We start from the raw sequence: 23,656 nt of genomic DNA on the forward strand, positions 1-23,656 counted from the left end.
CATGAGTCAATCATTAATGAAGGTATCTGGGCTAGGAAAGGACTATCACTTAAACGGGAACCCAATCTCCATATTGAGAGATGTTGATTTAGATATAAGAGAAGGAGAAATCAATGTCATCATGGGACCATCTGGTTCAGGAAAGAGCACTCTTCTTACGCTTATGGGATTATTGGATGCTCCAAGCACAGGAAGCGTCCAACTGATGGACAAGAAAATCCCGCATTTTTCTCAAGAAAAACTAACCGATCTTAGATTACAGTATCTCGGGTTCATTTTTCAGGATTATCACCTGGTTCCCAATCTGTCGGCTCAGGAAAATGTTGCTCTACCGTTATTGTTGAATAAAGATATGAAGAAACAAGAACGTGAACAAATCAGCCAGGATCTGCTCAAAAGTGTGGGTCTTGGTCATCGCTTCGCGCATTTCCCCACTTCGTTATCAGGAGGGGAGAAGCAGCGAGTAGCCATTGCAAGGGCCCTAGCTAACAAACCCAAGATCATACTGGCTGACGAGCCTACAGGAAATGTGGATACCGAAACAGAACTGAAGATCATCGAGATATTCCAACAGTTAAAGAAACAAAACGTAGGCATGCTGATTGTGACGCATAATGAAATTTTCAAACAATATGCTGACCATCTATACATACTAAAGGACGGCTATTTGTCGAAGGGAGTGTCTCAAGTTGAAGGTTTCTGACTATCTGACATTAGGCATTAAGAACTTCAAGAGAAGCGGAAAGAAGAATATTGCTCCGATCATCATCATTACGGTTGGAATCCTTCTATTTAATATTGTGAGCAGCTTTTTCACCAGTATTACGGCAAGCGTCAATGAATCGGTGGTGGATAACTCAAGCTTGAAATTCATGCACGTCTCGTCAATCGATTCCTCTTTGAAAAATGAGGATCTAGCCAAACTAAAAGAAATTGAACATGTTCATAACGCCTTCCCTCGAACAGAATCATTCGTAGGCATAGAGAAAAATAAGGAAAAGGTGACAACCACTTTGGTAGGCGTCCCAAACGATTCCATTAAATATTTCACCAAGAGTCTGAAGGAGACGAATTTACCTGATAATGGGATCTTACTGAATAGCAATATCGATTCTACTCTCCAACAAGGAGAGCCAATTAAAATCAGTTATACCGTGAAAGTAAAGGAAAACGAAGGTATCCGAAAAGAAGTTGAGTCCGAGGTATATGATAAGGTGGAGCCACCTTACATCATCAGCTTCCCAGAGGATGTGTCCATAGCCAACTTGGAATTCGTACAAACCTTGAATGCAGCATTCCTTGGTTTAACCTTAGACGAATATCTCCAAAATCCCAGCTATGAAGAAGCCATCCTGATTGTTCCTGACGTCAACAATCTCAGCCAGGTTGCCAAGGATGTAGAGGATTTAGGTTATATGACAGAGTACTCATTAAAAGCATCAAAATCGATTCCTGTTATAGCAAAAATACTGGCAAGCGTCGGAGGTATATTGATACTTGTCCTTCTTGTATTCGCTGGAACGAGTATCGCCTCAATCATCAATCAGTCTCTGCGCAGCAGGTACGGTGAAATTGGGATCATGCGTGCCATAGGATATAAGAGAAAGCATCTTATCCGATTATTCACAGTAGAAGTGTCCATCATCTCCATTATTTCATTTTGCCTATCTATAATGATAAGCTTCATAGCACTTAAACTTATAGAACAATACGTGAATAGCTTAGGTTTCGCAGATTATACCTTTATACTCTCACTGAGTGCCTACCAAGTTCTTGCAAGCATGGGAGTGATCTTCCTTGTCAGCTTTATTGCAAGTGCTTATCCGATTAGAAAAGCTTCCTCTATCCAGGTAAGTGAAATATTGAAAGGAACATAATATCATGAAAAAAATCCTGCTCTCGGTTTCCATCATCATTTGTATTTCAGTCATCGCACTTGTGTTCTTTCAACGTACACAAGATATTCCGGAAAATTCCATCAGCTTTCTTGCCGGAGAAGAGAAAGTAAATGTATTCAGCTTTTCAGATAAAAAGGTTGTGAGTAAGGTGAAAATCGATACAAAATCAGATTTCCCTTATGGTATAACCAGCTTTAACCCAATGAATGAAACAACTTTATCCATGGTACAGAATAGTAAAAGCACCGGTTACCATTTCTATATGCAGGATGATCAATCTCTTGAAGAAATAGGGAAAACTGATATACCTGTGTTCGGTGGTGTGGCTTTCAACGATACAATCTACTCAGTAGTATTTAAAGATGATCAAACCTTTCTTCAGAAAAGGAAGAAAGATAACTTTGAAAAAATCGATGAGTGGCCACTGAAAGGGAACCCCGAAAAGGTTGTGGCCGATTATGAAAATGAATTGGTCTATGTCCTGACGAGGACGGACAAAATTCTCCTTTATACGTTAAACGGAGATCATGTGAAGGAAAAGACGATCTTAGATCAAAGCTATGAAATCAATGCTCAACTCGTCCAGGATCAACTTTGGATATCGGTCAATCAGCTCGTTCAAAACAGTGGTAAGAAAACGAATAATAAAGAAGTAAAGAAAGTGATCGTCTATGATACGAAAGAAGAGAAGATCGCAGATACCCTTACAACAAAACATCCACCTAAATTTATTCTGCCATCAAAAGAAGAAACGATCGTCTTTTCGGGGACCCCTAATTCGAATTACTTGGAGGTCATCAACAACCAAGATCAAGTGACTTCAAGTGAAGAATTGGATGAGGTCCAGGAAATATTCGGTATCGTTCATCAAGATGATTCCGCATTCGTCATTGCTCGAAATGGAATCTTTGAATATGGTAACCAAGATGTAACATTATTAGACCAAACAACCGTCCCAGATTCAGTAGATTTGGTCATTTACTAAGGAGGATCACATGAGAATATACAAACTATTTCTATACTCCCTATTGCTTCTATTCGTAATGATCGGATGTTCAAATAATCAAGAAGATGCGGGTAAGCATCCCGAGAGCATCACCTTTGACAATGTAGCTGATCTTGAGACTACAACTATCGGAAATAATTCAGATGTCATAAATGCGGTTTCTGCTTTACCGGCCGGTACCATTCCACATACAGTCGAAATCTCTTCAAAAAACTTGCTCATTGACTATGACTTGGAGAAATTTAACGAAGATCATAAAGATGAGGCAGCCTATTGGTATGATACAAAACACCAGGAAAAGGCATCCCGGCTCAACAGTGCGATCCTATTCTCACTGATTCCCAATCTGGACAAGGTGGAAATGACGTTCAAAGGGGAGACGGACGAATCCTATACTGTCACACGGGCAGAATTGAGTGACACCTTGGATATGAATCTTGATACGTGGGATAAGGAAACCTTTGAGAAAATGAAGAAGGGCATAGCTGATTAAGCGGTGGCTTCAATCGTGCAAAACGTGCAAACCGGGGACAGTTCTTACTCTATTTTTCTGATAATTTCGGAAGAAGTTCGAATGGAAAAGATAGAGACGCAACCGTCCCCACTCTATCCTTAAACTCTAATCTATTACAGTAAATTCAATGTATGGCATTTTGTCCTCATTTTCCTTTTCCCTCGACTGGTACAAATCTAAAACTTCTTTGGTATAATCGTTTTCCGCAATGGAATGTTCTTTATAATCCCCCCCGATATAAATAGCACGAAACTTATTCCCATCTTGGTCAATAATGTCTACCAATCCTGAAGAGAAGTGGTCGTTCAACCCTGAAAAGCTATCTGCCGCAAATGCCCTGGCTGCTTGTTCACCGACACCTTCAATCTCAACTTCGGTGTAACGCATTTGTTTATTGTCCATCTCCTCTCTGCTTAAAAGAGTGAAATCTGGAACATTCTCACTCTGTGAAACTCCTAACTCCTCGAAAATGGGAGAGTCATTATTACTGAAAGAACATCCAATGAGACCAAGAACAACAAAGATAATAAAAGAGCAATACTTAATGAAAAATCACCACCTTTAGTAGAATGTAAGAACTACGCCTGTTGAAACCCATACATCGCTACAAACACCAAAAATAATGAAAGAGTGAGACCTAAAACGTTTAATAAAACAAGGCTCACTTTAACCTTGCCTTTTATCCCGATTAAAGCAAAAATCAATCCCATCACACCAAGGATCAAAGGGAGGAAGATACTTGCGTTTAATACAGTTTTGTATAGTTCATTCCCCCACTTAGTTAACCCTGCCATGATAGGGAAGGTAGCCATAATGAAGAATACTCCCGATAAGATTGAATAATACTTTTTCTTCATTACCAATCACCTCCCTCCTAATTTCATTGAGAAATCTTTAGAAGAAATATTTTTTCACGATGTACAAACAGTAGGGTTACCTCATATATTTCAATTCTTAATGTTGTATTTTTTCACGACACTTACAACAATTCCAATTAATAAAACTATCAGGCTATTAATCAGTAAATAGTATCCAACCTGCAGGCCATAAAATACGGCAAAGGCATCTCGAATGATGAGCAGGGCCAATATTCCTCCGATGGATGCAAATAAAGCTGCTAGAAGAAGTATAGTAAAGGCAGCAGAATATAGACTCTTCTTTTTCTTATATGAAATAAATCCAAAAACATTTGAAGTTACAATGAAAAATCCCATCAGTATGATGAAGAAATTTGTCATATCATTCTCCCTTTTGATAAATATTTATAATCTGGACTGACATAGACCCTTCGTCCGTGAATCCGTCTTTAATACCCTCAAGGATGGATTCGCCATTATAGATAAAGAAGGCTAATGCCAGAATAGACAACAAAATAATAGAACCGAAGATGATGGAAGGTATCAAGCCTTTTTTCTTTTCCATTTTCAAATCCCCTTATCATATGTTTATGAATTAGACGGAAAACCATTATATAAAGTTTCAAATTATTCCATTAGCTTAGCTCCACCCTCCCTTTTGTGCTTCCACCATAACTCAACCCACAAATATTTGTGTCCCGAGCACGTTGTTTCCGAGCCACTATTCCCGTTATAATTTTCTTAAGATTTACATTTCTTCGTTTAATCACCCCGTGCTTGAGGTAACAGTCACTATAAGAAGTATAAGGAGGTGTTGTAATCTTGGAAGCAATAAGTAAGCGCTTTTTCTTGTTTCTTTCCCACAATAAGGCATTGGATAAAATGGCTAAACGGTGGGGATCGAGATTTGGGGCTAACAAGCTTGTGGGGGGAGAAACCTTTTTACAGGCGATTCCATTGATTACGCAATTGAACGAGGAGGGGTTCCAGGTAACGGTCGATCATCTTGGTGAGTTCGTCGATTCCACAGATGTGGTGCGGGAGAATGTCCAAGGGTGTATTCAGAGTATCAATGCCATCGCGTATCATGGGCTGAACACTGAAATTTCTGTTAAACTGACCTCCTTGGGATTGGATATCAGTCAAGATCTTGTCATGGAAAGCATGGAGTTGATTCTGTCGAAGGCAAATGAAAGCGGAATCACGGTCACTCTCGATATGGAGGATTCCTCGAGGTGCCATGCCATCCTTGACGTTTACAAGAAGCTCCGTCAAAAGTACGACAATGTGGGGACGGTGATCCAATCTTATCTATATGTTTCAGATAAGGATGTGGATGATCTCAATCAGTTCTCCCCTTATTTGAGGCTTGTGAAGGGTGCATATAATGAATCGGGTAAAGTGGCGTTCCAGGAGAAGAAAAAGGTGGATGAGAATCTGAAGCATCTCATCAAGAAGCAACTCTTGAACGGCCATTATACAGCGGTCGCAAGCCATGATGAAGCAATCATCGATTACACGATCGGGTTAGTGAAAGAACACAATATCCCGAATGATCGCTTCGAGTTTCAAATGCTTTACGGAATGCGGAACCAACTGCAAACCGAATTATTGAAAAAAGGATATACCGTCCGCGTTTACCTGCCATATGGCGAGGATTGGTTCGGGTATTTCATGCGACGTCTGGCGGAAAGGCCGGCAAACATCGCTTTTGCATTGAAGGGAATTTTCAGCAAGTAACCTTTTAAAAAAACATCCAGACAGAATGTAATCAGAAAGGAATGTGAAGAGAATGAGTAACGGAATTTACAACATCCCAACACCTACAAATGAGCCTGGTAATACATATGCCCCAGGTACGAAAGAAAGAGAAACGTTAAAAGCAGAATTAGAGCGCCAAGCTGGTCTAGAGGTTGAGATCCCGGTCATCATCAATGGTGAGGAAATCAAGACAGATACAGTGAAGCAAGTGGTGATGCCACATGATCACAAACATGTATTGGCTACCTATTCACAAGCTGGAGAAAAAGAACTTCGCGATGCAGTAGAAGCGGCAATGGCTGCGAAAGAATCATGGTCCAATATGCCATGGCAACACAGAGCATCCATCTTCCTGAAAGCGGCTGACTTAATCTCTGGACCATACCGTGACGTCATCAATGCGGCAACGATGTTAGGACAATCCAAAACAGCCTATCAAACGGAAATTGATGCTGCACAAGAATTAGCAGACTTTTTACGATTTGGCGTTGATTATGCGAACCAAATCTATCAAATGCAGCCGGACAGCATGAAAAACATCTGGAATCGCCTGGAATACCGTGCGTTGGATGGTTTCGTACTAGCGATCTCTCCATTTAACTTCACGGCCATCGGTGGTAACCTTCCGTCAGCTCCTGCGATCATGGGGAACGTGGTTGTATGGAAACCGGCAACAACGGCTATACTATCAAACTACTACTTCATGCGTATTTTAGAAGAAGCTGGACTTCCTAAGGGTGTTATCAACTTCGTCCCATCCCGTGGTTCACAAGTGTCAGAAGTTGTATTAACAGACCCACGCATGTCAGGATTCCATTTCACTGGATCAACAAGCGTGTTCCAGACGATTTGGAAAACAGTAGGGGAAAACATCACTAACTACAAATCATATCCTCGTTTAGTTGGGGAAACAGGAGGTAAAGACTTTGTCTTCGCTCACGAAACAGCACAAGCAGACAAAGTAGTCGCTGCACTTGTTCGCGGTGCATTCGAATACCAAGGTCAAAAATGTTCAGCAGCTTCCCGTGCCTATATCCCTGCAAGCATGTGGGAAGAAGTGAAAAATGGTGTCGTGGAAGAAACGGCTAAGCTTAAAGTAGGGGATGTCAGAGACTTCAGGAACTTCATGGGTGCAGTCATTGACAAAGCTGCCTTTGAATCGATCACAAGCTACATCGACTATGCGGCTGATTCTGAAGAAGCTGAAATCATTGCCGGTGGTACGTATGATGATTCTGTTGGATACTTCGTTCAACCGACTGTCATCGTTACAACGAATCCAAACTTCAAAACGATGACCGAAGAAATCTTTGGACCGGTATTAACGATTTACGTATATGAAAATGAACAATTAGAAGAAACACTGACTTCAGTGGATACAGCTTCCATGTATGCATTAACGGGTGCGATCTTTGCACAGGATCGTGACGCGATCATGCACTTGGAACGCCGTCTTTCCGGTGCAGCAGGTAACTTCTACATCAACGATAAACCAACCGGTGCCGTGATCAACCAACAACCATTCGGCGGTTCACGCGGATCAGGTACAAACGATAAAGCAGGCTCTATTTTCAACATGATTCGTTGGACCAGTCCTCGTATCATCAAAGAAAACTTCGCGCCAACAACAGACATTACCTATCCATTTATGGATGAGGAATAAATCATACAGGATAAGCTCTCCCGTCATGGGGGAGCTTTTCTTTTTTTATTGGGGGATTTAACGCTATAATAGGAATCACAAACAATACTGGAAAGGTAAGATTCCTATGGAAGCACTTGATGTAATCCTCCAAACAGAAGATATTCATAAGGCAACGGAATTGATCAGCTCAAAATTAGGCAATCCCGTCATCATAGAAAACAAAAATTTCGAATTGATTTCATACAGTTCCTCTTCTAATAAATTCGATCAAACACAGCTAAAGACAATCCTCACGAAAAAGTGTCCGGTCTTCATCATCGATCGACTGAAAAAAGAGGGGATTGTACATCAGCTCGAAAAACACTCCGATCCAATCCGGGTGCAGGCGATGGAAGAGTTAGGATTCCACCAGCGTGTCGTCATTGCCGCAAAGTACCTTGGGAACACGATGGGGTATATCTGGGTCCAGGAATCCAGCCGTCTCCTCGAAAATGAAGAGCTCGCTTTCCTGGAAGAAATCTCTTCACACCTTGGAAACCTGATCAATGATATGTACGCAAAGGTCAATATCAAAAAGGACAGAAAAGAAGAAGTACTGTGGCATCTCCTGCAGCACGAGTACGGAAGTGAAAGCCAGCTCCGCCATGATGCATCCCTCGTCAAGCTGACCCTGCCGGAACGGTTCACTGTGGCGGTTTATTCGATCGCATCGTCACAATACAAGTCCATGCTCGACCAACTTGAGAAGCTGGTCCAGGAATCCAGCTTCAACACAAATATTTATTCACTACGAACGGAATACCAGGTGATCCTTGTTCTCTACGGGAAAGCAGACACACCGTCATCTTCCCTGGAATTAGCGAGAGACCTTGTTGAAAAAGTAAAAGAACAAACTGGTGAGGAAGAATTCTACAACTTCCTGATCGGGATCGGGAAGGAATACACAACGTTATATCAAATGAGAAAAAGCTTCTTGGAAGCGTCAGAGGTCATTGAGACGGCTAACTTCATCAGCCCGCGCCCTGAATCGATGCCCCGGGAATTTGCTCAATTGGGCATTTACCGGTATTTGCCGACGCTCTATGAGAAGAACACGTCAAAGGATTATTACAGTGATGATCTGTTGGAATTGATCAAGAATGATGTGAAGAAACAGACAGATTTGCTTAAGACACTTGAGGTGTTTTTGGCGAATGATGGGAAGGGTAAGCAGACGGCGAATGAATTGTTCATCCATCCGAATACGTTGAATTATCGGATTAAGAAGATACAGGAACTGACTGCGATTGATTTCAATGATTTTAATATGAAGGTGTATTTGTATACGGAGTTGTTGCTGTTGAATAATGTGGAGGCTTATTATCAGAGGTATAAGGATGCTTTGAAGGGGATTTGATGCTGGTATAAAGTTTCACTTTGGATCTTCAATGGCCATCTTATGCTTGTCGGGGCTGAGCAAGCCGCCTCCGCTTTTCGTTCTATTCCGCTTTTCCCGTAGGAGTCTTCGGCTTGCACTCCAATCAACAGCTAGAACGTGCAAAGTACATTTTTATGCTTTTGACAATCAATAAAAAATCCGAACGAATTCGATTTTCATTTATGAATTTCGAATCACCGTTCGGATTTTTCTTTGGCTAAAACCCTGTTGGGGTAGATTGGGAACGGTTCTATCTCTACCTTTTCCTTTCGACCATCACCCAAAATCCATCTCAAAAAGTAGAGTGAGAACCGTCCCCGGTTTGCCATTTTTATTTTCAATTGAATTATTTTTTTATAAAAAAGTAGATTCGGAACAGGGGGAAATCTCTAAAGATCGCGTACGTTCCAAACGATCTCGCCTTGCTCCTCCCAGGTGCTGTGGTGCCGCTCAAATCCTATCTTTTCTAGCACTCGGAAGGAAGCATCATTCCAAGCACCTACATTCGACCAAAGCCTGTGGCGTCCGGTAGCAATTGCAGCGTCCAGGATAACGGACGCTGCCTCAGTCGCATAGCCTTTACGGTGAGCGCTGCGGAACAGCTCATATGCAATCTCCGGCTCTTCAAGTGAGGAACGGCCTATAATCAAGCCACAGTATCCGATAAAATCGCCTTCGTCCCGGCGGCGAATAGTGAGAAGAGAAATGCCATTTTCGACTGCTTTCTTGCGCATCTCGATAATATTGCTACGAGCGGAGTCAAGAGTCGGCATGTCTACACCACGTTCGCCAACCAGTTTTCTTATCCAGGCTGCATCGGATTCTTCCCACATACTCAGATCAAGTCGTTCGGTTTGCAGCTGGAACGCCATAGGTTTAAAGAAATCTGTCATAATAGAACCTCCTCGTTTTATCACCACACTAATAATAGCTTCTTATCTCATCACTCAACCATGCCCGAAACCCGGTTGATTTGCGGAGCTATTTTCCAAATTCCGTTAAAGGAACAATAAATGTTCAGTTATTTCTAAGGGTGTAGAATGGGGACGTTTCCGTTTCCGAATTTGCCCCAAAAGTAGTGTGAGAACAGTCCCTGGTTTACATTAAAAACTGCGTTTAGCCGCCCAAACTCCCTGCATTTTACTGAGGAATACAATTTGTCCAATATGATAGGCGTCGTGCATGGCTAAACTCTTCAGTTCAATCATTAATGGGTTGTCTTCTGGGATATCTCTATACAAATCTTCTAGTGCTGATGTTGCTAGTATTTTTTCTAGTTCACGATGAACATAAAAGTATTCTTGTTTTGTTTTCTGCCAATTTTGAGATGTTTCAGTTGGTAATTGATATGTAGCGTCATTATTTTCTGCCTGTGGTTCATTTGCTGTTTCGCCAAGAAATCGTAACAGAATTCGTTTTTCAAAGAAAAGCAAATGACACACTAATTCCCAAATGGAATGTGCCCCTTCAGCTGGTTTCCAAATGGCATGTTCTAAGGTGATATCCTCCAGGACTTTTTCAAGTGGGGGAAACCAGTCTTCTTGATCTAAGCAGCTTGCCCATTGCTGTAACAAAACCGTCCTTACATCCATTTTCAATTCCCTCCGATTTAATTGTTTAAATAGATAATCCCTTGGTCAAAATTCATTTGCACGTGATGTATTTAGCTATTAATCTGTTCTTTACTGGAAAAACGAACGTAATATTATTCTGAAAATTCTAATAATATTTTACCATATGTTGTTTTAATGAAAAAGAACAACTGTTTTAAGATTGAGCTGCGGCGCAGAGTACCGTAAGAACCTTTTTTGAAAATGATGGAATTAACTTATTGATAAAATCCCCCTCCTCTATAAGTATAAAATTACACTTATAGAGGAGGGGATTATGGAGTTTTATCCACTTTTGATATGTCAAATTTTAATAATTCTGATATTGGTCATAGTTTTTGCGTTGATTTTCTATAAATATATAAGCGATTAAACATAACGTATCCGTTATTCGTTAGTGTATTAGCAGCAATAACAGTTGTATTTATTGTTAAAACAATATTCACATGCGATTATTTAAATAAACACTTCAAATAGCATCTTAATGATCAAGCGTACAATAAGGATTGTACAACTAAAAAACGAGGTGCAATTAGCTTGCTAACTGACTTATCAGGTCGGAACCTTTTCTCATGGAGATGAGTCACTTATATGGAATTGTATGATAAAATTGTAAAAAATGGATATTCTCAATTTTCGGACAAGATAATAAAATATATAAGAATGAAAGCAAACTAATTCACAAAGAAAGTAAGGTGAAAAAATGTGGACTTATTACTCTGGATAACTATTGTTTTCATATTAATCGGATTTATCGCGCTCACTTCTATGAAATCAGGTATGGAAAATAAGCTTGCTTATATAAAAGCAAATTCAGAAGCAGAGGAGAGTTTAACAAAAGCTAAGTCCATAATTTGGTGGATAGTGAGCGCAACGGCTTGGGGAATTGTTAGTATGTTTCTTATTGTTTGGTGTTTTCATAGGTTGTAATTGTTCTTGAAAAAATTATATTTATAGGATGATAAATCAATGATCGGAATAAGTATCGCAACGAAGTGGGAATATGAAGCGACATTGGAGTATTTCGGGATAAGAGATAATGAACGTATCGGTTACCCTTATGGCGAGTATTTCATGAGAACAATTAGTGATAGTGAACTTGTTTTTTATAGTACCGGTGTCAGGAAGGTAAATGGTGTTGGTGGGAATCAATATATGATTTCTACATTTAATTTAACGAAAGTGATCGTTGTTGGAACGTGTGCAGGGATAGATGATCGATTCAGTAATTTGGATGTGTTTGTACCCCATATAGCCGTTCAATATGATTGCACAGTCAAAGAAATCGAGCCTCTTATTAAACAATCTTTCATAGTTGAGATGGATCTATCAAAATATGGAGATGATTTTTACACCGGAACAATTGCCACTGCTGATAAAGCAGTAGTGATGTGGAAGGACTATTTAGAACTGAAAGAAAACAACATAACAATAGCCGATACGGAAGCGGGTGCCGTTGCTATATCTGTAAGAAGAATGATGTTGAATGCATTATCATTAAAGGAATATCTGATTTTCCAACAGATGAAAGAAATGCTGATAAATTCGAATCGAACCTCGAACAAATCAATGTGTATTTAGAAAACACACCAAAAGTGATGAACAAAATATTTGGCGAATATTTAAATAGATTTATTTAAATAAATTTAATAAAGACAGGAAAGCTGGGAAGGAATACTTTTCTTGCAAATAAAAGTGGTGCGTTCGTGCCATAAGAAAATAGAAATAGGGCTTAGAGATGAAAATTCTCTAAGCCCTTTTTGATGTGAAATTGCTACTCGATCCCCTTATCATCCTTCATCAACTTTTTCATATCAATCTTAAGCATCCGTTCCATCGGGTAGGTGGTGGTATAGCGGTATTTATTGGCACCGGATTCGAATACGACGTACAGCTCTTTCTGAATTTCCACAATTCCTTCAGGCATCGGGATGGCTTCGATGCTTTGGCGTGGTTTGGCTGTGTGACCGTCCAGGAACCATAATGGAACTTGTTTTCCTTCGACTGTGACAAATGCATGAGGGTCTTCTTTCAACGGATATTCATAGCGATACAGTACACTGTCGTTTGCCCTGCCATAGGAAGTGCTGAGGGTGACGCCGTTTCTTGCTGCCTTCTGCATGATGGCTCCCTGGACTTTTCCAGTTGTCGAAAGGACGTAATCCGGTATGGCGTTGACTTCGGGTGAACCATTCCACTGGTCTTTGCTCAGCATGTCATTGTTTCGTTCTATATCGTATCCAATCATCCACGCGTAGTGCATTTCTCCGTCCCTGTTCTCGATGTGATGAGTTGGATCGGTCGGATAGGAGCTTGCTTCATAGAATTCCCCGACCCAGAGGATGCCTTCATCATAAACGGTGTAAGCCGCTTCGACTGGGATGGGGATCTGTTTGGTGAACTGGATTTCCCCGTTGTTTTCTGCATTTACCAAGTCGCTTAAATCGAAGCTGAATAAATGATTCTCGGATGCGACCCAGCCGTGATCTCGACTGACGGTCACGCCGCCTGCATGACCGGTATATGGTGTACCGTCCGTATTGTAGAGGACAACGGACTTCACTAGTTCTCCCGTTCTGCGGTCCGTAACGGTAATCGTACCCGGTCGAACCCCATCATCGACGTAGCCGATGGTAAGGAGCCAGTCTTTTTTCTTATAATAGGTCAATCCTTGAGGAACGAGCCCTTGTGATAGTCCGGCGATCACCGGGCCGTCGATACTGATATCCCACAGGTCCTGGTAGGCGGGATCTTTCTCATGCTGGGATCGTTCAACCTGGGTGATGAGCTGGTGGTCCGGTGTGACGGTTACGGGATCTGATTTCTCCGATACATTTCCTGATATATCCTCTGCGCTTACTTGTAATGTGTATGTTTGATGACCGACTAACATATAAAGAGTAAAGTTGGTCTTGGATGGAACGACGGAATATTCAAGTTCTCCATCTTTGTAAATGTGATAGCGGTATAGATCGGTTTCACTGGAAGCGTCCCAGGTTAAAACGGCTTCTCCGTTGCCTGCAGTGGCTTCCACGTTGGTCGGTGTTTGCGGTGCTTCCTCATCTGACACCGGACGATCCGGTGCTTGATCTTCAACGACCCATCCCGGTGTCGGACTTTGACCCGCTGCCAATTTTTCCATCGTCCGGGTATTATCCTTTGGATAGGAATAGGTGACGGTTTGTTTTAGAGAAACGTCCTCTCCTGAATAATCGGCCCTGACGACTTCGCGTCCATCAGGATCGTAAACGGTCAGGGTATTGCCGCCGTTGACCAGGCCGGCGATATCATCTAGGACAATCATATCTTCTTCCTGAAGATACTTACTACTATACGAATAAAAATAATTATAGTTGAAAGCTTCAAGGGAGATAGGGTTGATGCTTGCGTTCCGGGTCCAGATCACGACCGTACCCCAAGGTTTCACGATGTGAGTGTCCCCGATTTCTTCATCCCAGTTATAGGACGCAAACCGATATCCATTCAAATCGATCGGGTCTGGGCTGTTGTTATAAAGCTCGAAGTATTCAAATGCATCATACCCTGCGTAGTTATCTGTATTCGGAATCAATTCCGTTATCAGCAGATTCGGTGTCGGCACGTTTTCGGTCGGTCCTGTGACGAGTGGTTTTGTAGGTTCCGATTCGTTTCCGACTTGATCGATTGCCGTTACTTCGAAAGAATACTCCCTGTTCAACTCCAAAGGGGAAACGATCATGCTCTTTTCGTCAGCGGGGGCGGTCCCGTAAAGCGTCCCATTGATGTAGACGCGGTATCCGTCAAGGTCACCTTCTGTATTGGCACTCCATAGCAACTTGACATGATCTTTGCCTGGAGTTGCTTTCAATCCGGAAGGCGTGGCTGGGGCTTTACTGTCCACGATTTCCTGTGGGACGGTCCGGACTTCTTTTGTTGCCGGGGATTCATTTCCTTCTGCGTCCACGGATGTCACCCTGAACGTATATGTCTTTCCATTCTCCAACCCCGTAAAGGTTGAGGTGGCAGCGTCCGTGGAAGTAATCGATCCATCAGATTGGTAGATTTGATAGGAAACGGCACTATCTGTCGCTTCCCAGTCAAGGGTAATCGACTGGTTGGCTGGGGTTGCGGTCAGGTTAGCAGGTGTCAGAGGGCCCGCTACCTGTCCGCTCAGAACGACGCTTGGAGTCGGCTGTTCATCGTTTTTAATCTTTGTCATCGCAGCAGAGCTGGTAGCCTGATACGTGATGCTCCGGTTCGTGATGCCGTCGACTTCCCCATCATTGATGAGAGCGGTACTGAGGACCGTGCCGTCGGCGTCCGAAATCCCCACCTGTCGAAGACTGCTGTCATGCAATCCTTGACCTGCTGAGGTCAGCTTGATCTCGTATACATCCTCGGGCATGAGGTACATGTCATAGTTGGAGTTGAAGTCCCATAGGGGTACATCAGGATAGGCTAATTTCTTCAACCAAAGGACGAGGGATTCTTTCGGCTGAATGATTTTATCTTCGATGGACCAGCGGTTGGCAGGACTTGAGAAGTTACTTGTGAAGTATTGAAGCTGATAGTTTTGCAGGTTGATGGCTTCTGAGGTGGTATTATAGATTTCGACGTACTCATAAGGCTGTCCTGACCCTGCAGATTTGGTGACGATTTCCGTAATGATGAGTGGCGGGTTGGTTTCTTTCGCACTTGCGTTGTGAACCTGAAGCAATAACAGTCCTGTAAAGGCTAAAGCAAGAAAGGCGGCTATTCGGGTGATTGATTTGTTATCCAACAACATTTCCTCCTTTTTTCTCATGTTTATATGTAAAATGAAAAGAACCCCATGGCAATGGAGTGCACGATGACCGCACACACGATTGACACAGGGTTCTCCTCATCTCTACCCACTTTATTCACTGTTTAATTCCATCATATAATGAACCCAATCTTTAGGGAATGGGCATTTAGGTTTAATTTATTGTATATTTAGAATTTTTAGATATATCATTGAAATGAAGCGGGAATTGGTGTATGATGAAAGGAATAAGATGAAGCTTGATAGGAAGAGTAGAAGAGATCCCCTATGAAGCGAGTGGTATGATTTTTTCACAATCGTGTGGAGAAATCATCTATTCGTTTTGTGGCGCGGTCTCTTTTTCATTTAAGGAGGAAGAGGGCATGGGGCATTACATGAATGAAGTAACGAGATTCTTCTGGCAGCATGACATCTATTTCCGGATTGTCGTGAGCGCGATATTAGGGTTCATCATCGGGTGGGACCGGACATCCAAGAATAAGCCAGCTGGTTTAAAAACATATACGTATGTATCAGTGGCATGTACGTTGATTACGATTGTCTCGATTGAAGGCGCTGAGATGCTCAGTCAACCGGGGAGCGGAAAGATGATGGATCCGTTCCGTCTTGCAGCTCAGATCGTTTCCGGCTTGGGATTCCTTGGTGCAGGTGTAATTCTGAAAGACGGATTGAGGGTAAAAGGACTCACTTCTGCAGCGATGATTTTTTACGTCGGGGGAATCGGAATCGGCATTGGAGCAGGATTCTATTCCATCGTCATCTTCGCTACAATGGTAACCTTCATCATTACGAAGATAGGAAATATCTTTGAAGAACGGGAGATTACGATCATACGAATTCGCCTCCCATGGATCGGGAAAAAAAGAAAGACAGACGACGATGCAGAAAAAAAGGTCGGGACCTAAAAGGACTCGAACTCCTGGGAGTTCGAGTCCTTACTAGTTAAAAATCCAGATTCCAAAGCTTCGGATCCCCGGAAGAAATAGCGAGGGCTCCGGCACTCAGCCCATTCAGAATATCCTGCTTATTACTGATCAAGCCACCAGCGATGATGGGCAGAGTAGTCATGGTAGTGAGTGTATCAATGACAGAAGGCATGAGACCAGGAAGGACTTCAATGGCATCGGGCTTGCAGTTATGGGAGATGTCAATTCCCTTCTCAAGGGCATTGCGGTCGATCAGAAAGAGGCGCTGGATCGTCATCAAGCCTTCTTCCTTCGCATACTTAATCAGATTGCTCCTCGTCGTAATGATGCCAGCGGGTTTCCATATTTCTGCTATGTATTTAATGGCACTCTTCGTATTGGACAGCCCATCAATGAAATCAATATGGATAAACGTGGTTTTACCGGCTTCCTTCAGTTTTTTCAGGTAGCCGTTCATCGTAATCAAGTTGCCCGTAAGGATGAACACGATGTTGGCGTTTGACTGTATGGCTTTGTCCAAGTCTTTTTCTTCCTTGATGGAAGCGATGACCTGGGACTGGACGATGTCGATAATGTTTGGTTTCATGTAATTGGCCCCTTCGAAAAGTCTGAATATTGTTTTTTCTTTTAGTATAGCATAGTTGTAAAAGATGCCTCACACATTATCGGTTGTGAGAACTGGTTAAGAACCAGAACTGATCAATAAACGGAAGCATTCCGCTTAATTCGTCATGACGCATGATAATAGTTAATATTGGAGTTTTATAGATGGTTGACTTTTATAAAAGAAACATTTTGTGGTCATTGATAATTAACAAATAGTAATGATAGAAAAGAGACAAAAACGCTTCGATACAAAGATATCAAAGCGTTTTTGGTTTGGAAAGACGATCCTCACACTGGCATCAAAATCCGAATCGAAGTCCCTTCCCCAGGTGTACTCTTCACGTTGATGCTTCCCTGGTGAAGCTGGATCAACTGCTTCGTAATGGCCATCCCCAAGCCGGTTCCGCTTCCTGTGTCGCTTGTGTTGGTGCCGCGGTAGTAGCGCTGGAAGAGGCTGTTGACGGTTTTTTGGTCCATTCCGACTCCGTCATCCGAGATGGTGATCTGGCACAGGTGCTGTTCGATGACGGCAAGGGAGACGGTGACGGTCGTTCCTGCCGGGTTGTATTTCAGGGCGTTTTCGACGATGTTGTCGATGATCCGTTGAAACCATTTGGGGTCGACGGATGCTGTGACGGTTTCGTCTTCTGCCTGGAAATCGATGTTCATTTCCCTGTAGTCCGGGTTGTTCATATAACCGATGATGGTCCGGCGTATGAGTTCGGTGATATTCATTTTTTCACGGACGATCGGCAATGCGCCGTTTTTGATGCGGTAGGTCAGCGTCAGGTCATCGAGTAAATCCTTCATGTAAGCGGATTTGCTGCCGATAATTTCGGCGAATTCCCTTACTTCTTCCTGGGACCAGTCATACTCCTTTGACTCCAGCATCTTGGAGTAGCCTGCGATGGAGGAGAGGGGTGTTTTCAGGTCATGGGAAATGCCGCTGATCCATTCCTCGCGGGTCACCTTGATTTTTTCCCGTTGATCCTGGTTGTCCTTCAGGGTGTCCGTTAATTGCGAAAGGTTTGTGATCAGTTCTTGATACAGCTTGTATTTTCGTTTGATCTTTCCGTTCTTTTTAAAAAGGAGGGGCTGCTCGACGTGATTGACGGGCTGCTCATAGACGCCGTTCCCGAGCTTCTCGATCCACTGCATCATGGTCATCAGGGGCTTTCCGAATTTGCGGGCATACCAAAAGGTGATGAGAAGGAGCAGTAGAATGAGCAGGACAGAAACAAGGATGATGCTGTTTCCAACCTTGCTGTCGATTTTCTCTTCCAATGTAGCCGCCATGTCCTTGAGCGGCATCCCCATCAAAATCGTTTGCTGCGTCCCCTCATCATAATAGGAAGAAACGGATTCTTCCTTGGATTGCGTCATGGTGAGGATTTCTTGATGAGAGTATGTCTTGGGCTTGTTCCCAGCGTTATAGTCGTCCACTACTTCCCCAGAGCTGTTCACCAGCTGTACCCAGGCATTATTGTTATGAAGCTTGGACATTATGCCTTCCTGAAGGTCCAGCTTTCCCTGCTTCCAATCGACGTGCTGTTTCACGGAATCCAGGAGAAGCGATTCGCCATTTTCTTCCCTGAAGAAGACCAGCGGGGCATCAGGTTCGGTTTCATCCAGCCGCCAGTAGGAGTAGTCGAGCGTTGGGTCATTCTCCAATAAGAGTCCGGCGAGTTCCCCTTCGTTAAAAGTGGAAGGTTTCTCGTCAAGCTCGGGATATCCTCCGAGGAGCTTTCCATCCGCAGACAGGACCAGCAGGCGGCCGTGCTGTTCTCCCACCAGTTTTTTCAGGCGGTCGGAAATGTCTGCTTTTCCATCTTCGACCGTGATATTTTGCGAAATAAAATAGTCTTCCGCCAAGGACAGGTCATTTTCTGCTTCACTGTCGGAAAGGAAGTAGCCGATGATCCCGAAGAGGAAGAACAGCAGCGCGCCGATCAGGAAGAAGATGAGCATGAGCTGGAGAAAGAGCTGGACGACAAACCGTTTATGGATGTTCATGCTGCGCTCCGTGCGGGATGAACTTATATCCCAGCCCTCTGACCGTCAGGATATAACGGGGGTCGCTTGGGTTATCCTCGATCTTTTCCCGGAGTTTCCGGATGTGCACCATCACCGTATTGTCCTCACCAAGGAATTCCTCGCCCCACACTTGTTCATACAGCTGATTTTTGCTGAACAGTTGGTTGGGATGTTTGCAGAAGAAGATCAACAGCTGATAAACCTGTGCCGGCAACTCGACCTTCCTGCCTTTTACGGTTACCTCCCCGGAAGAGGGATTGACGATGAGGCCGCCGAATTGATACGTCTTTATCTTAGGCTTCATGGAAGGGGCGACGGTCTTTCGCCTTAGGTGTGCCTTGATCCGGGCGACGACTTCCAGCGGGTTGAACGGTTTGGTGATATAGTCATCGGCTCCTAAAGCAAAGCCTGACAGCTTATCCAAATCGGTGGTGCGGGCAGTCAGGAAGAAGATGGGGGCGTCGGTTGTTTCCCTGATCAGCGGACAGATCTCAAAGCCGCTCCGGTCCGGCAGCATGACATCCAACAGGATCAAATCATATCTTTTATCATGGCTGCGGGCTAACGCATCTTCCGCGTTATGGGCGGAATCTATGTATGTGAACTGTTCTTTTTTTAAAATGGTCGTGAGCATCTGGACAATGGACACTTCATCATCGACAATCAGAATCTTGCTGTCATGCATCTTGTAGTCTCCTATTCTTGCTGAATTTATAGCTCCATCATATCAATTATTTTTATGAAAAAGTAGGAATTAAGGTAAAATTAAGGAAGAGGTTCACGGGCCTTAAGATACCCGATGTATGATCAGGATATCACAGAAAAAAGTGTTCATATTGAAGGGAGATAAGGTATGTTTGCCATTGGAAAGAGAGAATTTCTGAAACTATTTAAAGGAATCAAATCGATTATCATCATTTTGATTTTGGTTGCAACGTCCTACTATTCTGCTAAGTTTTCAAATCTGCTGCTCTCGCTGGAAGAGTTCTCGCCTGAGGATTCCGATAAGATTGAATACGCGGGGTTATTGATCCTGTTGCTTTTTCTGGGGCAGCTATTTGTGATGGGGCTGTCACATGATGCGATGAACAGGGAAACCCATGACCGGACGATCCGGTTTCTGGTGACAAGGACATCGAGGCTGTCGATCTTGCTCGGGAAATTTTCCGGCATCGTGCTGTTTTGGCTGGTATGTGTCGCCGCATCTTTCCTGATCATCTTTTTCATGACAGGGACCATGGACCCTCTCAGCTTTTTTCAGACGATGAGTTTATTGATCTATCAAATCGCGCTGACCATCCTATTGTCGACTTTGATCCCAAAGCCGGCATTCACGATGTTTCTCAGCATTGTCATCGGCCTGGCGTTTCCAATTGTAAGTCTGTGGTTAGCATTCACCAGCAATTCCTATGTGAGCTGGCTGAAATTTCTAACGCCATTCTATTACTTGGAAGAGGATTATATGTTCTTGTTGATCTTGCCGCTGGCCGCCGTCATGATCATAATATCCCATCTTGTGTTTAAAAGGAGAGAGTGCTGATGGCTGCGATTGAAACCAAACAGCTTGTTAAAACGTATGGTAGAGTGAAGGTGGTAAAAGGAATTGATCTGTCTGTCCAAAAAGGGGAAATCTTTGGGTTCCTCGGAAGGAACGGAGCGGGAAAATCAACCTTCATCAATATGCTGACAGGGATCATCCATCCGAGCGGGGGTTCGTTCTCTTTGCTGGGGACTGCAGGAGTCACCGATGACGTCAAAAAACGGATTGGAGTCATGCCGGACTATACAAGCTTTGACGGCGCGATGACCGGGATCAGTTATTTAAAATTTTTATCAGAGGTGTCGGGGAAAAAAGCATCGACTGAAAGGTGCCTGGATGTCCTGAAAAAAGTGGGACTGGAAACCGATGCCGTTAAAAAGGTAGCAAAATATTCGTTCGGGATGAAAAAGAAGCTTGGCATTGCCCAAGCCATCATCCATGATCCCGAATTGATCTTCCTGGATGAGCCTACCTCCGGACTGGATGCAGAATCGGTCGTCCACATACATACCTTGATCCGCGAACTGCACCAGCAGGGAAAAACGCTGTTCATGACGTCACACAATTTAGATGAAGTGGAAAAGCTCTGCTCCCGGATCGCCATCATGAAAGAGGGGCAGATCGTAAAAATAGGTTCGATGGATGAACTCAGATCCTTCTATCAATCCAGGATCGTCGTGAAAATCAAGCACGGAAACATCCCGGCAGCAGTAGAAGACCGGTTAATACAATGGCTTGAAGGTGCGGGGGAAGACGTGGAGATTCAGGATAGGTATATACACATCACTGTCGAACAGGAGAAGAAGATTGCGGAAATCATCCGGGCCTGCAATGAGTGCAAGGTGGATGTCTACCGGGTGGAGGTTGAGGAACCGTCACTGGAGGAAATCTTCCTCGATGAACAACAAAATTCACATCACGGTTAGGAGAAAGAAGTATGGAAATGCCGCAGAAGAAGTTAGCGAAAGAGGTTGTCCAGGTCTGGCTGGCCAGCAACATCATTTCAAGTGTTGTCGGGTTTGCCGTACTTGGAGTGCTGTTTTACCTGGATCACCGGTACCAATGGACAGAGTGGATAGGCTGGATCCTGATCGCACTGGCTGTCTATTCCGTCATCGATTTCATTTGGTCGTTTTTTCAGCCCAGGTTTCTGTACAGAAGCTGGCGGTTTGATTTTGATGAAGAATTTTTACAATTGAAATCGGGTTTCTGGAAGGAACAGCATCACCTCGTGCCGATGACGAAAATCCAGGCGGTTTCGACTTCACAAGGACCGCTGCTCCGTAAATTCGGGCTGCGTTCCATCGGGATCGAAACGATGGGATCTACTCACGAGATACCCGCCTTGTCAGAGGAAATGGCCGTTGAAATCAGGGACACCATCGCTCATTTTGCCAAGGTCAAGGAAGTGGAACAATGAGTACCACAAAGCGCTACCATCCAATCATGATGGTCCTCAAGCTCTGGAGCTTGGTCCGAGGTTCTTTCTTCTTCGTGATATTTTTATTCGTCATCAAGGCAGGATCCGACTCGCTCTTCATCTATTATGCAAGGTGGGTATTGCTGGCCGTCATCGGAATCTCCCTTCTGGCCATTCCATTGAAGTGGCTGTTTGAGACTTACGCTTATGATAAAAAGGCATTCTATCTGAATAAAGGGATTTTATTCAAATCAGAACAAACGGTGGCTTTTTCAAAGATTCAAAATGTGAACCGCCATGTATCGGTCATTCACCGGATGTTCGGCTTGACTGCCCTTCATTTCGAAACGGCGGCAGCAGGGGAAGATGCATCCGTGAAGTTCGAAGCTCTGACCCTTAAGGAAGCGGAAAAGCTGGAGGAGTTGGCAGCGAATAAGGTAGAAAAGGAAGCTGTACTGGAGGAAACAGAGGAAGGGCAGGGTGCTGACCCCGTTCTGCCGAGCGAAAGGACCTTGCACTTCCGTCCGACCAAAAAGGATACCATCAAAGCGTCTTTCATTTCGCTGGGCTTTCTCTTCCTGGTTCCGCTGCTGTTCTCTTTTTACTCGAATATCAGTGACATCTGGAATGTAGACGAAGAGGCAAAGGGCTTCTTTTCTTGGATTGCTCAGTCTCCGCTGACCTTCATCATCGTATTGGCAGGACTTCTGATTGTATCGGCCGTCCTGGGAGTGGTCCGGACGTATCTGAAATATGGTGCGTACGAGCTTTCCTCCGACAAGGACCGGATCTACATCCAAAACGGAGTCATCGAGCTGCAGAGTTTCTCGATTTTGAAGGGAAGGGTGCAGGCTGTGGAGCTGAAGCAGTCGTTGATTAAGCGACTGTTCGGCATGACCGAGGTCGAGCTGATCAGTATCGGGCAAGGGGTGATTTCAGAAGACAGCCCGGATATTAAGTCGCTCTATCCATTCCTCCCGACCGACCGCGCGTATGAATTGGTTGCCGAACTTCTGCCGGGTTATCAGGTGGAGAAGAAGATGAACCCGCTTCCGTTAAAATCACTGGCGATCCGAATGATCCAGCCCAGCTGGATCTGGGTCATCGCTACAGGGGCACTCTTTTGGTTCAAGCCGGCGGTCTTTGGGATAGCCGGCTCCTGGATCTACGTATCGATCGCCCTGCTGATTGCGATCTTGGTGTGGAGATGGCTCAATTTCCTTCACACCGGCTATCTCCTGCGCGACAACTTTGTCCAATTCAAAAAAGGCTTCTTTGAATCGTCGATTTTCTATACGAAGCGGGAAAAAGTGATCGAAGTCGAAGTGACCCAGTCACGGCTGCAGAAACTGATCGGAGCCGCATCCATCTCCACCATCAATCGGGCCAAACCGATCCGGGTCGAGGATATCAGGGATATTCCTTTTTCTGTGGGGGAAGAGTTTTATCGTTGGTATTTGGGACGGCGGGTGTGACAGGTGCAACAGGGGGACGGTCCTCGTGATGCAAAAGTGAGCATTCCCGCGCTTTCAAGTAATTGAAAATTTTTCATCTTGTTTTGGCAGTCATTATATAGAAGCAAAAAAACCAACGTGAAAGACTCATCGATTGATGAGTTTTTTACGTTGGTAGAGGGTTG

General features: G+C 43.8%; 23 protein-coding genes and 1 pseudogene. 14 read left to right on the top strand and 10 right to left on the bottom strand.

Annotated elements, in window-relative coordinates; all coding sequences use genetic code 11:
• Position 1: 1 nt before the first annotated feature.
• From NQ095_RS07745 to NQ095_RS07760, 4 genes are read left to right on the top strand one after another with little or no spacing between them, the layout of a single operon-like run.
• Entirely contained in the window at positions 2-703 is a 702-nt protein-coding gene (locus tag NQ095_RS07745; RefSeq protein WP_258262917.1) for an ABC transporter ATP-binding protein, read from the top strand.
• Complete coding sequence (locus NQ095_RS07750; protein WP_258262918.1) at positions 690-1,877, top strand: ABC transporter permease; 1,188 nt, start codon at positions 690-692, stop codon at positions 1,875-1,877. The genes NQ095_RS07745 and NQ095_RS07750 overlap by 14 nt, the downstream gene beginning before the upstream one ends.
• A gap of 4 nt (positions 1,878-1,881) precedes the next feature.
• Complete coding sequence (locus NQ095_RS07755) at positions 1,882-2,883, top strand: hypothetical protein (RefSeq protein WP_258262919.1); 1,002 nt, start codon at positions 1,882-1,884, stop codon at positions 2,881-2,883.
• 10 nt (positions 2,884-2,893) lie between these two features.
• Positions 2,894-3,397 carry a DUF4825 domain-containing protein gene (locus NQ095_RS07760; protein WP_258262920.1) on the top strand — a complete coding sequence of 168 codons (504 nt, stop codon included), beginning with the start codon at positions 2,894-2,896 and terminating at the stop codon, positions 3,395-3,397.
• Between the two features lie 126 nt (positions 3,398-3,523).
• Here NQ095_RS07760 and NQ095_RS07765 read toward each other — a convergent pair whose 3' ends face one another.
• From NQ095_RS07765 to NQ095_RS07780, 4 genes are all read right to left on the bottom strand, one after another.
• Positions 3,524-3,820: a hypothetical protein gene (locus NQ095_RS07765; RefSeq protein ID WP_258262921.1), complete on the bottom strand. Its 297-nt coding sequence runs from the start codon at positions 3,818-3,820 to the stop codon at positions 3,524-3,526.
• 176 nt (positions 3,821-3,996) lie between these two features.
• Positions 3,997-4,275, bottom strand: coding sequence for a hypothetical protein (locus NQ095_RS07770; protein ID WP_258262922.1), 279 nt, complete (start codon positions 4,273-4,275; stop codon positions 3,997-3,999).
• A gap of 90 nt (positions 4,276-4,365) precedes the next feature.
• A complete protein-coding gene (locus NQ095_RS07775; protein WP_258262923.1) occupies positions 4,366-4,656 on the bottom strand; it encodes a 3-isopropylmalate dehydrogenase in 291 nt (96 codons plus the stop codon).
• A 1-nt stretch (position 4,657) separates the two neighbouring features.
• The gene (locus NQ095_RS07780; RefSeq protein WP_258262924.1) at positions 4,658-4,840 is read right to left on the bottom strand and encodes a hypothetical protein; all 183 of its coding nucleotides are present in this window, start codon (positions 4,838-4,840) and stop codon (positions 4,658-4,660) included.
• Between the two features lie 257 nt (positions 4,841-5,097).
• On the opposite strand from NQ095_RS07780, the gene NQ095_RS07785 reads away from it, so the two are divergent.
• The 3 genes from NQ095_RS07785 to NQ095_RS07795 all read left to right on the top strand — a co-directional run bounded on the left by NQ095_RS07785 (position 5,098) and on the right by NQ095_RS07795 (position 9,077).
• Complete coding sequence (locus NQ095_RS07785) at positions 5,098-6,015, top strand: proline dehydrogenase family protein (RefSeq protein WP_309137624.1); 918 nt, start codon at positions 5,098-5,100, stop codon at positions 6,013-6,015.
• A gap of 52 nt (positions 6,016-6,067) precedes the next feature.
• Positions 6,068-7,699, top strand: coding sequence for an L-glutamate gamma-semialdehyde dehydrogenase (gene pruA / locus NQ095_RS07790; protein ID WP_258262925.1), 1,632 nt, complete (start codon positions 6,068-6,070; stop codon positions 7,697-7,699).
• A gap of 106 nt (positions 7,700-7,805) precedes the next feature.
• A complete protein-coding gene (locus tag NQ095_RS07795; RefSeq protein ID WP_258262926.1) occupies positions 7,806-9,077 on the top strand; it encodes a PucR family transcriptional regulator in 1,272 nt (423 codons plus the stop codon).
• 410 nt (positions 9,078-9,487) lie between these two features.
• Here NQ095_RS07795 and NQ095_RS07800 read toward each other — a convergent pair whose 3' ends face one another.
• Positions 9,488-9,991, bottom strand: a complete 504-nt coding sequence (locus tag NQ095_RS07800) for a GNAT family N-acetyltransferase (RefSeq protein ID WP_258262927.1) — start codon at positions 9,989-9,991, stop codon at positions 9,488-9,490.
• Between the two features lie 210 nt (positions 9,992-10,201).
• Positions 10,202-10,690 carry a DinB family protein gene (locus NQ095_RS07805; protein WP_258262928.1) on the bottom strand — a complete coding sequence of 163 codons (489 nt, stop codon included), beginning with the start codon at positions 10,688-10,690 and terminating at the stop codon, positions 10,202-10,204.
• A 723-nt stretch (positions 10,691-11,413) separates the two neighbouring features.
• On the opposite strand from NQ095_RS07805, the gene NQ095_RS07810 reads away from it, so the two are divergent.
• Both NQ095_RS07810 and NQ095_RS07815 read left to right on the top strand, forming a co-directional pair.
• A complete protein-coding gene (locus NQ095_RS07810) occupies positions 11,414-11,638 on the top strand; it encodes a hypothetical protein (protein ID WP_258262929.1) in 225 nt (74 codons plus the stop codon).
• 39 nt (positions 11,639-11,677) lie between these two features.
• Positions 11,678-12,348, top strand: a pseudogene (locus NQ095_RS07815) (5'-methylthioadenosine/S-adenosylhomocysteine nucleosidase family protein).
• Between the two features lie 134 nt (positions 12,349-12,482).
• On the opposite strand, the gene NQ095_RS07820 reads toward NQ095_RS07815, so the two are convergent.
• Positions 12,483-15,467, bottom strand: a complete 2,985-nt coding sequence (locus tag NQ095_RS07820) for a lamin tail domain-containing protein (RefSeq protein ID WP_258262931.1) — start codon at positions 15,465-15,467, stop codon at positions 12,483-12,485.
• A 398-nt stretch (positions 15,468-15,865) separates the two neighbouring features.
• Between NQ095_RS07820 and NQ095_RS07825 the strand changes: the two genes are divergently transcribed.
• Positions 15,866-16,396 carry an MgtC/SapB family protein gene (locus NQ095_RS07825; RefSeq protein ID WP_375162827.1) on the top strand — a complete coding sequence of 177 codons (531 nt, stop codon included), beginning with the start codon at positions 15,866-15,868 and terminating at the stop codon, positions 16,394-16,396.
• Positions 16,397-16,433: 37 nt separating this feature from the next.
• Here NQ095_RS07825 and NQ095_RS07830 read toward each other — a convergent pair whose 3' ends face one another.
• The 3 genes from NQ095_RS07830 to NQ095_RS07840 all read right to left on the bottom strand — a co-directional run bounded on the left by NQ095_RS07830 (position 16,434) and on the right by NQ095_RS07840 (position 19,742).
• Positions 16,434-17,003 (bottom strand): glycerol-3-phosphate responsive antiterminator, encoded by a 570-nt coding sequence (locus NQ095_RS07830; RefSeq protein WP_258262933.1) that lies wholly within the window; start codon positions 17,001-17,003, stop codon positions 16,434-16,436.
• Positions 17,004-17,311: 308 nt separating this feature from the next.
• Positions 17,312-19,036 (bottom strand): sensor histidine kinase, encoded by a 1,725-nt coding sequence (locus NQ095_RS07835; RefSeq protein ID WP_258262934.1) that lies wholly within the window; start codon positions 19,034-19,036, stop codon positions 17,312-17,314.
• Positions 19,023-19,742, bottom strand: a complete 720-nt coding sequence (locus tag NQ095_RS07840; RefSeq protein ID WP_258262935.1) for a response regulator transcription factor — start codon at positions 19,740-19,742, stop codon at positions 19,023-19,025. Before NQ095_RS07840 ends, NQ095_RS07835 begins: the two co-directional genes overlap by 14 nt.
• 168 nt (positions 19,743-19,910) lie before the next feature.
• Here NQ095_RS07840 and NQ095_RS07845 point away from each other — a divergent pair, with 168 nt between their 5' ends.
• The 4 genes from NQ095_RS07845 to NQ095_RS07860 are packed head-to-tail and all read left to right on the top strand — an operon-like array spanning position 19,911 to position 23,492.
• On the top strand, positions 19,911-20,597 hold the full coding sequence (locus NQ095_RS07845) for an ABC transporter permease (protein ID WP_258262936.1): 687 nt from the start codon (positions 19,911-19,913) through the stop codon (positions 20,595-20,597).
• On the top strand, positions 20,597-21,523 hold the full coding sequence (locus NQ095_RS07850; RefSeq protein WP_258262937.1) for an ABC transporter ATP-binding protein: 927 nt from the start codon (positions 20,597-20,599) through the stop codon (positions 21,521-21,523). Before NQ095_RS07845 ends, NQ095_RS07850 begins: the two co-directional genes overlap by 1 nt.
• Before the next feature lie 11 nt (positions 21,524-21,534).
• Positions 21,535-22,017: a PH domain-containing protein gene (locus tag NQ095_RS07855; RefSeq protein ID WP_258262938.1), complete on the top strand. Its 483-nt coding sequence runs from the start codon at positions 21,535-21,537 to the stop codon at positions 22,015-22,017.
• On the top strand, positions 22,014-23,492 hold the full coding sequence (locus NQ095_RS07860; protein WP_258262939.1) for a PH domain-containing protein: 1,479 nt from the start codon (positions 22,014-22,016) through the stop codon (positions 23,490-23,492). Before NQ095_RS07855 ends, NQ095_RS07860 begins: the two co-directional genes overlap by 4 nt.
• The last annotated feature ends 164 nt before the right edge of the window (positions 23,493-23,656 follow it).

The sequence above is a fragment of the Rossellomorea sp. SC111 genome, assembly GCF_024733565.1.
Lineage (GTDB): Bacteria > Bacillota > Bacilli > Bacillales > Bacillaceae_B > Rossellomorea.

Bases quoted from the DNA above. Each gene is read 5' to 3' on its own strand.
- NQ095_RS07745 (WP_258262917.1), top strand. From the start codon at position 2: ATGAGTCAATCATTAATGAAGGTATCTGGGCTAGGAAAGGACTATCAC.
- NQ095_RS07755 (WP_258262919.1), top strand. From the start codon at position 1,882: ATGAAAAAAATCCTGCTCTCGGTTTCCATCATCATTTGTATTTCAGTC.
- NQ095_RS07760 (WP_258262920.1), top strand. From the start codon at position 2,894: ATGAGAATATACAAACTATTTCTATACTCCCTATTGCTTCTATTCGTA.
- NQ095_RS07765 (WP_258262921.1), bottom strand. From the start codon at position 3,820: ATGGACAATAAACAAATGCGTTACACCGAAGTTGAGATTGAAGGTGTC.
- NQ095_RS07770 (WP_258262922.1), bottom strand. From the start codon at position 4,275: ATGAAGAAAAAGTATTATTCAATCTTATCGGGAGTATTCTTCATTATG.
- NQ095_RS07775 (WP_258262923.1), bottom strand. From the start codon at position 4,656: ATGACAAATTTCTTCATCATACTGATGGGATTTTTCATTGTAACTTCA.
- NQ095_RS07780 (WP_258262924.1), bottom strand. From the start codon at position 4,840: ATGGAAAAGAAAAAAGGCTTGATACCTTCCATCATCTTCGGTTCTATT.
- pruA (WP_258262925.1), top strand. From the start codon at position 6,068: ATGAGTAACGGAATTTACAACATCCCAACACCTACAAATGAGCCTGGT.
- NQ095_RS07795 (WP_258262926.1), top strand. From the start codon at position 7,806: ATGGAAGCACTTGATGTAATCCTCCAAACAGAAGATATTCATAAGGCA.
- NQ095_RS07800 (WP_258262927.1), bottom strand. From the start codon at position 9,991: ATGACAGATTTCTTTAAACCTATGGCGTTCCAGCTGCAAACCGAACGA.
- NQ095_RS07805 (WP_258262928.1), bottom strand. From the start codon at position 10,690: ATGGATGTAAGGACGGTTTTGTTACAGCAATGGGCAAGCTGCTTAGAT.
- NQ095_RS07825 (WP_375162827.1), top strand. From the start codon at position 15,866: ATGAATGAAGTAACGAGATTCTTCTGGCAGCATGACATCTATTTCCGG.
- NQ095_RS07830 (WP_258262933.1), bottom strand. From the start codon at position 17,003: ATGAAACCAAACATTATCGACATCGTCCAGTCCCAGGTCATCGCTTCC.
- NQ095_RS07835 (WP_258262934.1), bottom strand. From the start codon at position 19,036: ATGAACATCCATAAACGGTTTGTCGTCCAGCTCTTTCTCCAGCTCATG.
- NQ095_RS07840 (WP_258262935.1), bottom strand. From the start codon at position 19,742: ATGCATGACAGCAAGATTCTGATTGTCGATGATGAAGTGTCCATTGTC.
- NQ095_RS07845 (WP_258262936.1), top strand. From the start codon at position 19,911: ATGTTTGCCATTGGAAAGAGAGAATTTCTGAAACTATTTAAAGGAATC.
- NQ095_RS07850 (WP_258262937.1), top strand. From the start codon at position 20,597: ATGGCTGCGATTGAAACCAAACAGCTTGTTAAAACGTATGGTAGAGTG.
- NQ095_RS07855 (WP_258262938.1), top strand. From the start codon at position 21,535: ATGGAAATGCCGCAGAAGAAGTTAGCGAAAGAGGTTGTCCAGGTCTGG.
- NQ095_RS07860 (WP_258262939.1), top strand. From the start codon at position 22,014: ATGAGTACCACAAAGCGCTACCATCCAATCATGATGGTCCTCAAGCTC.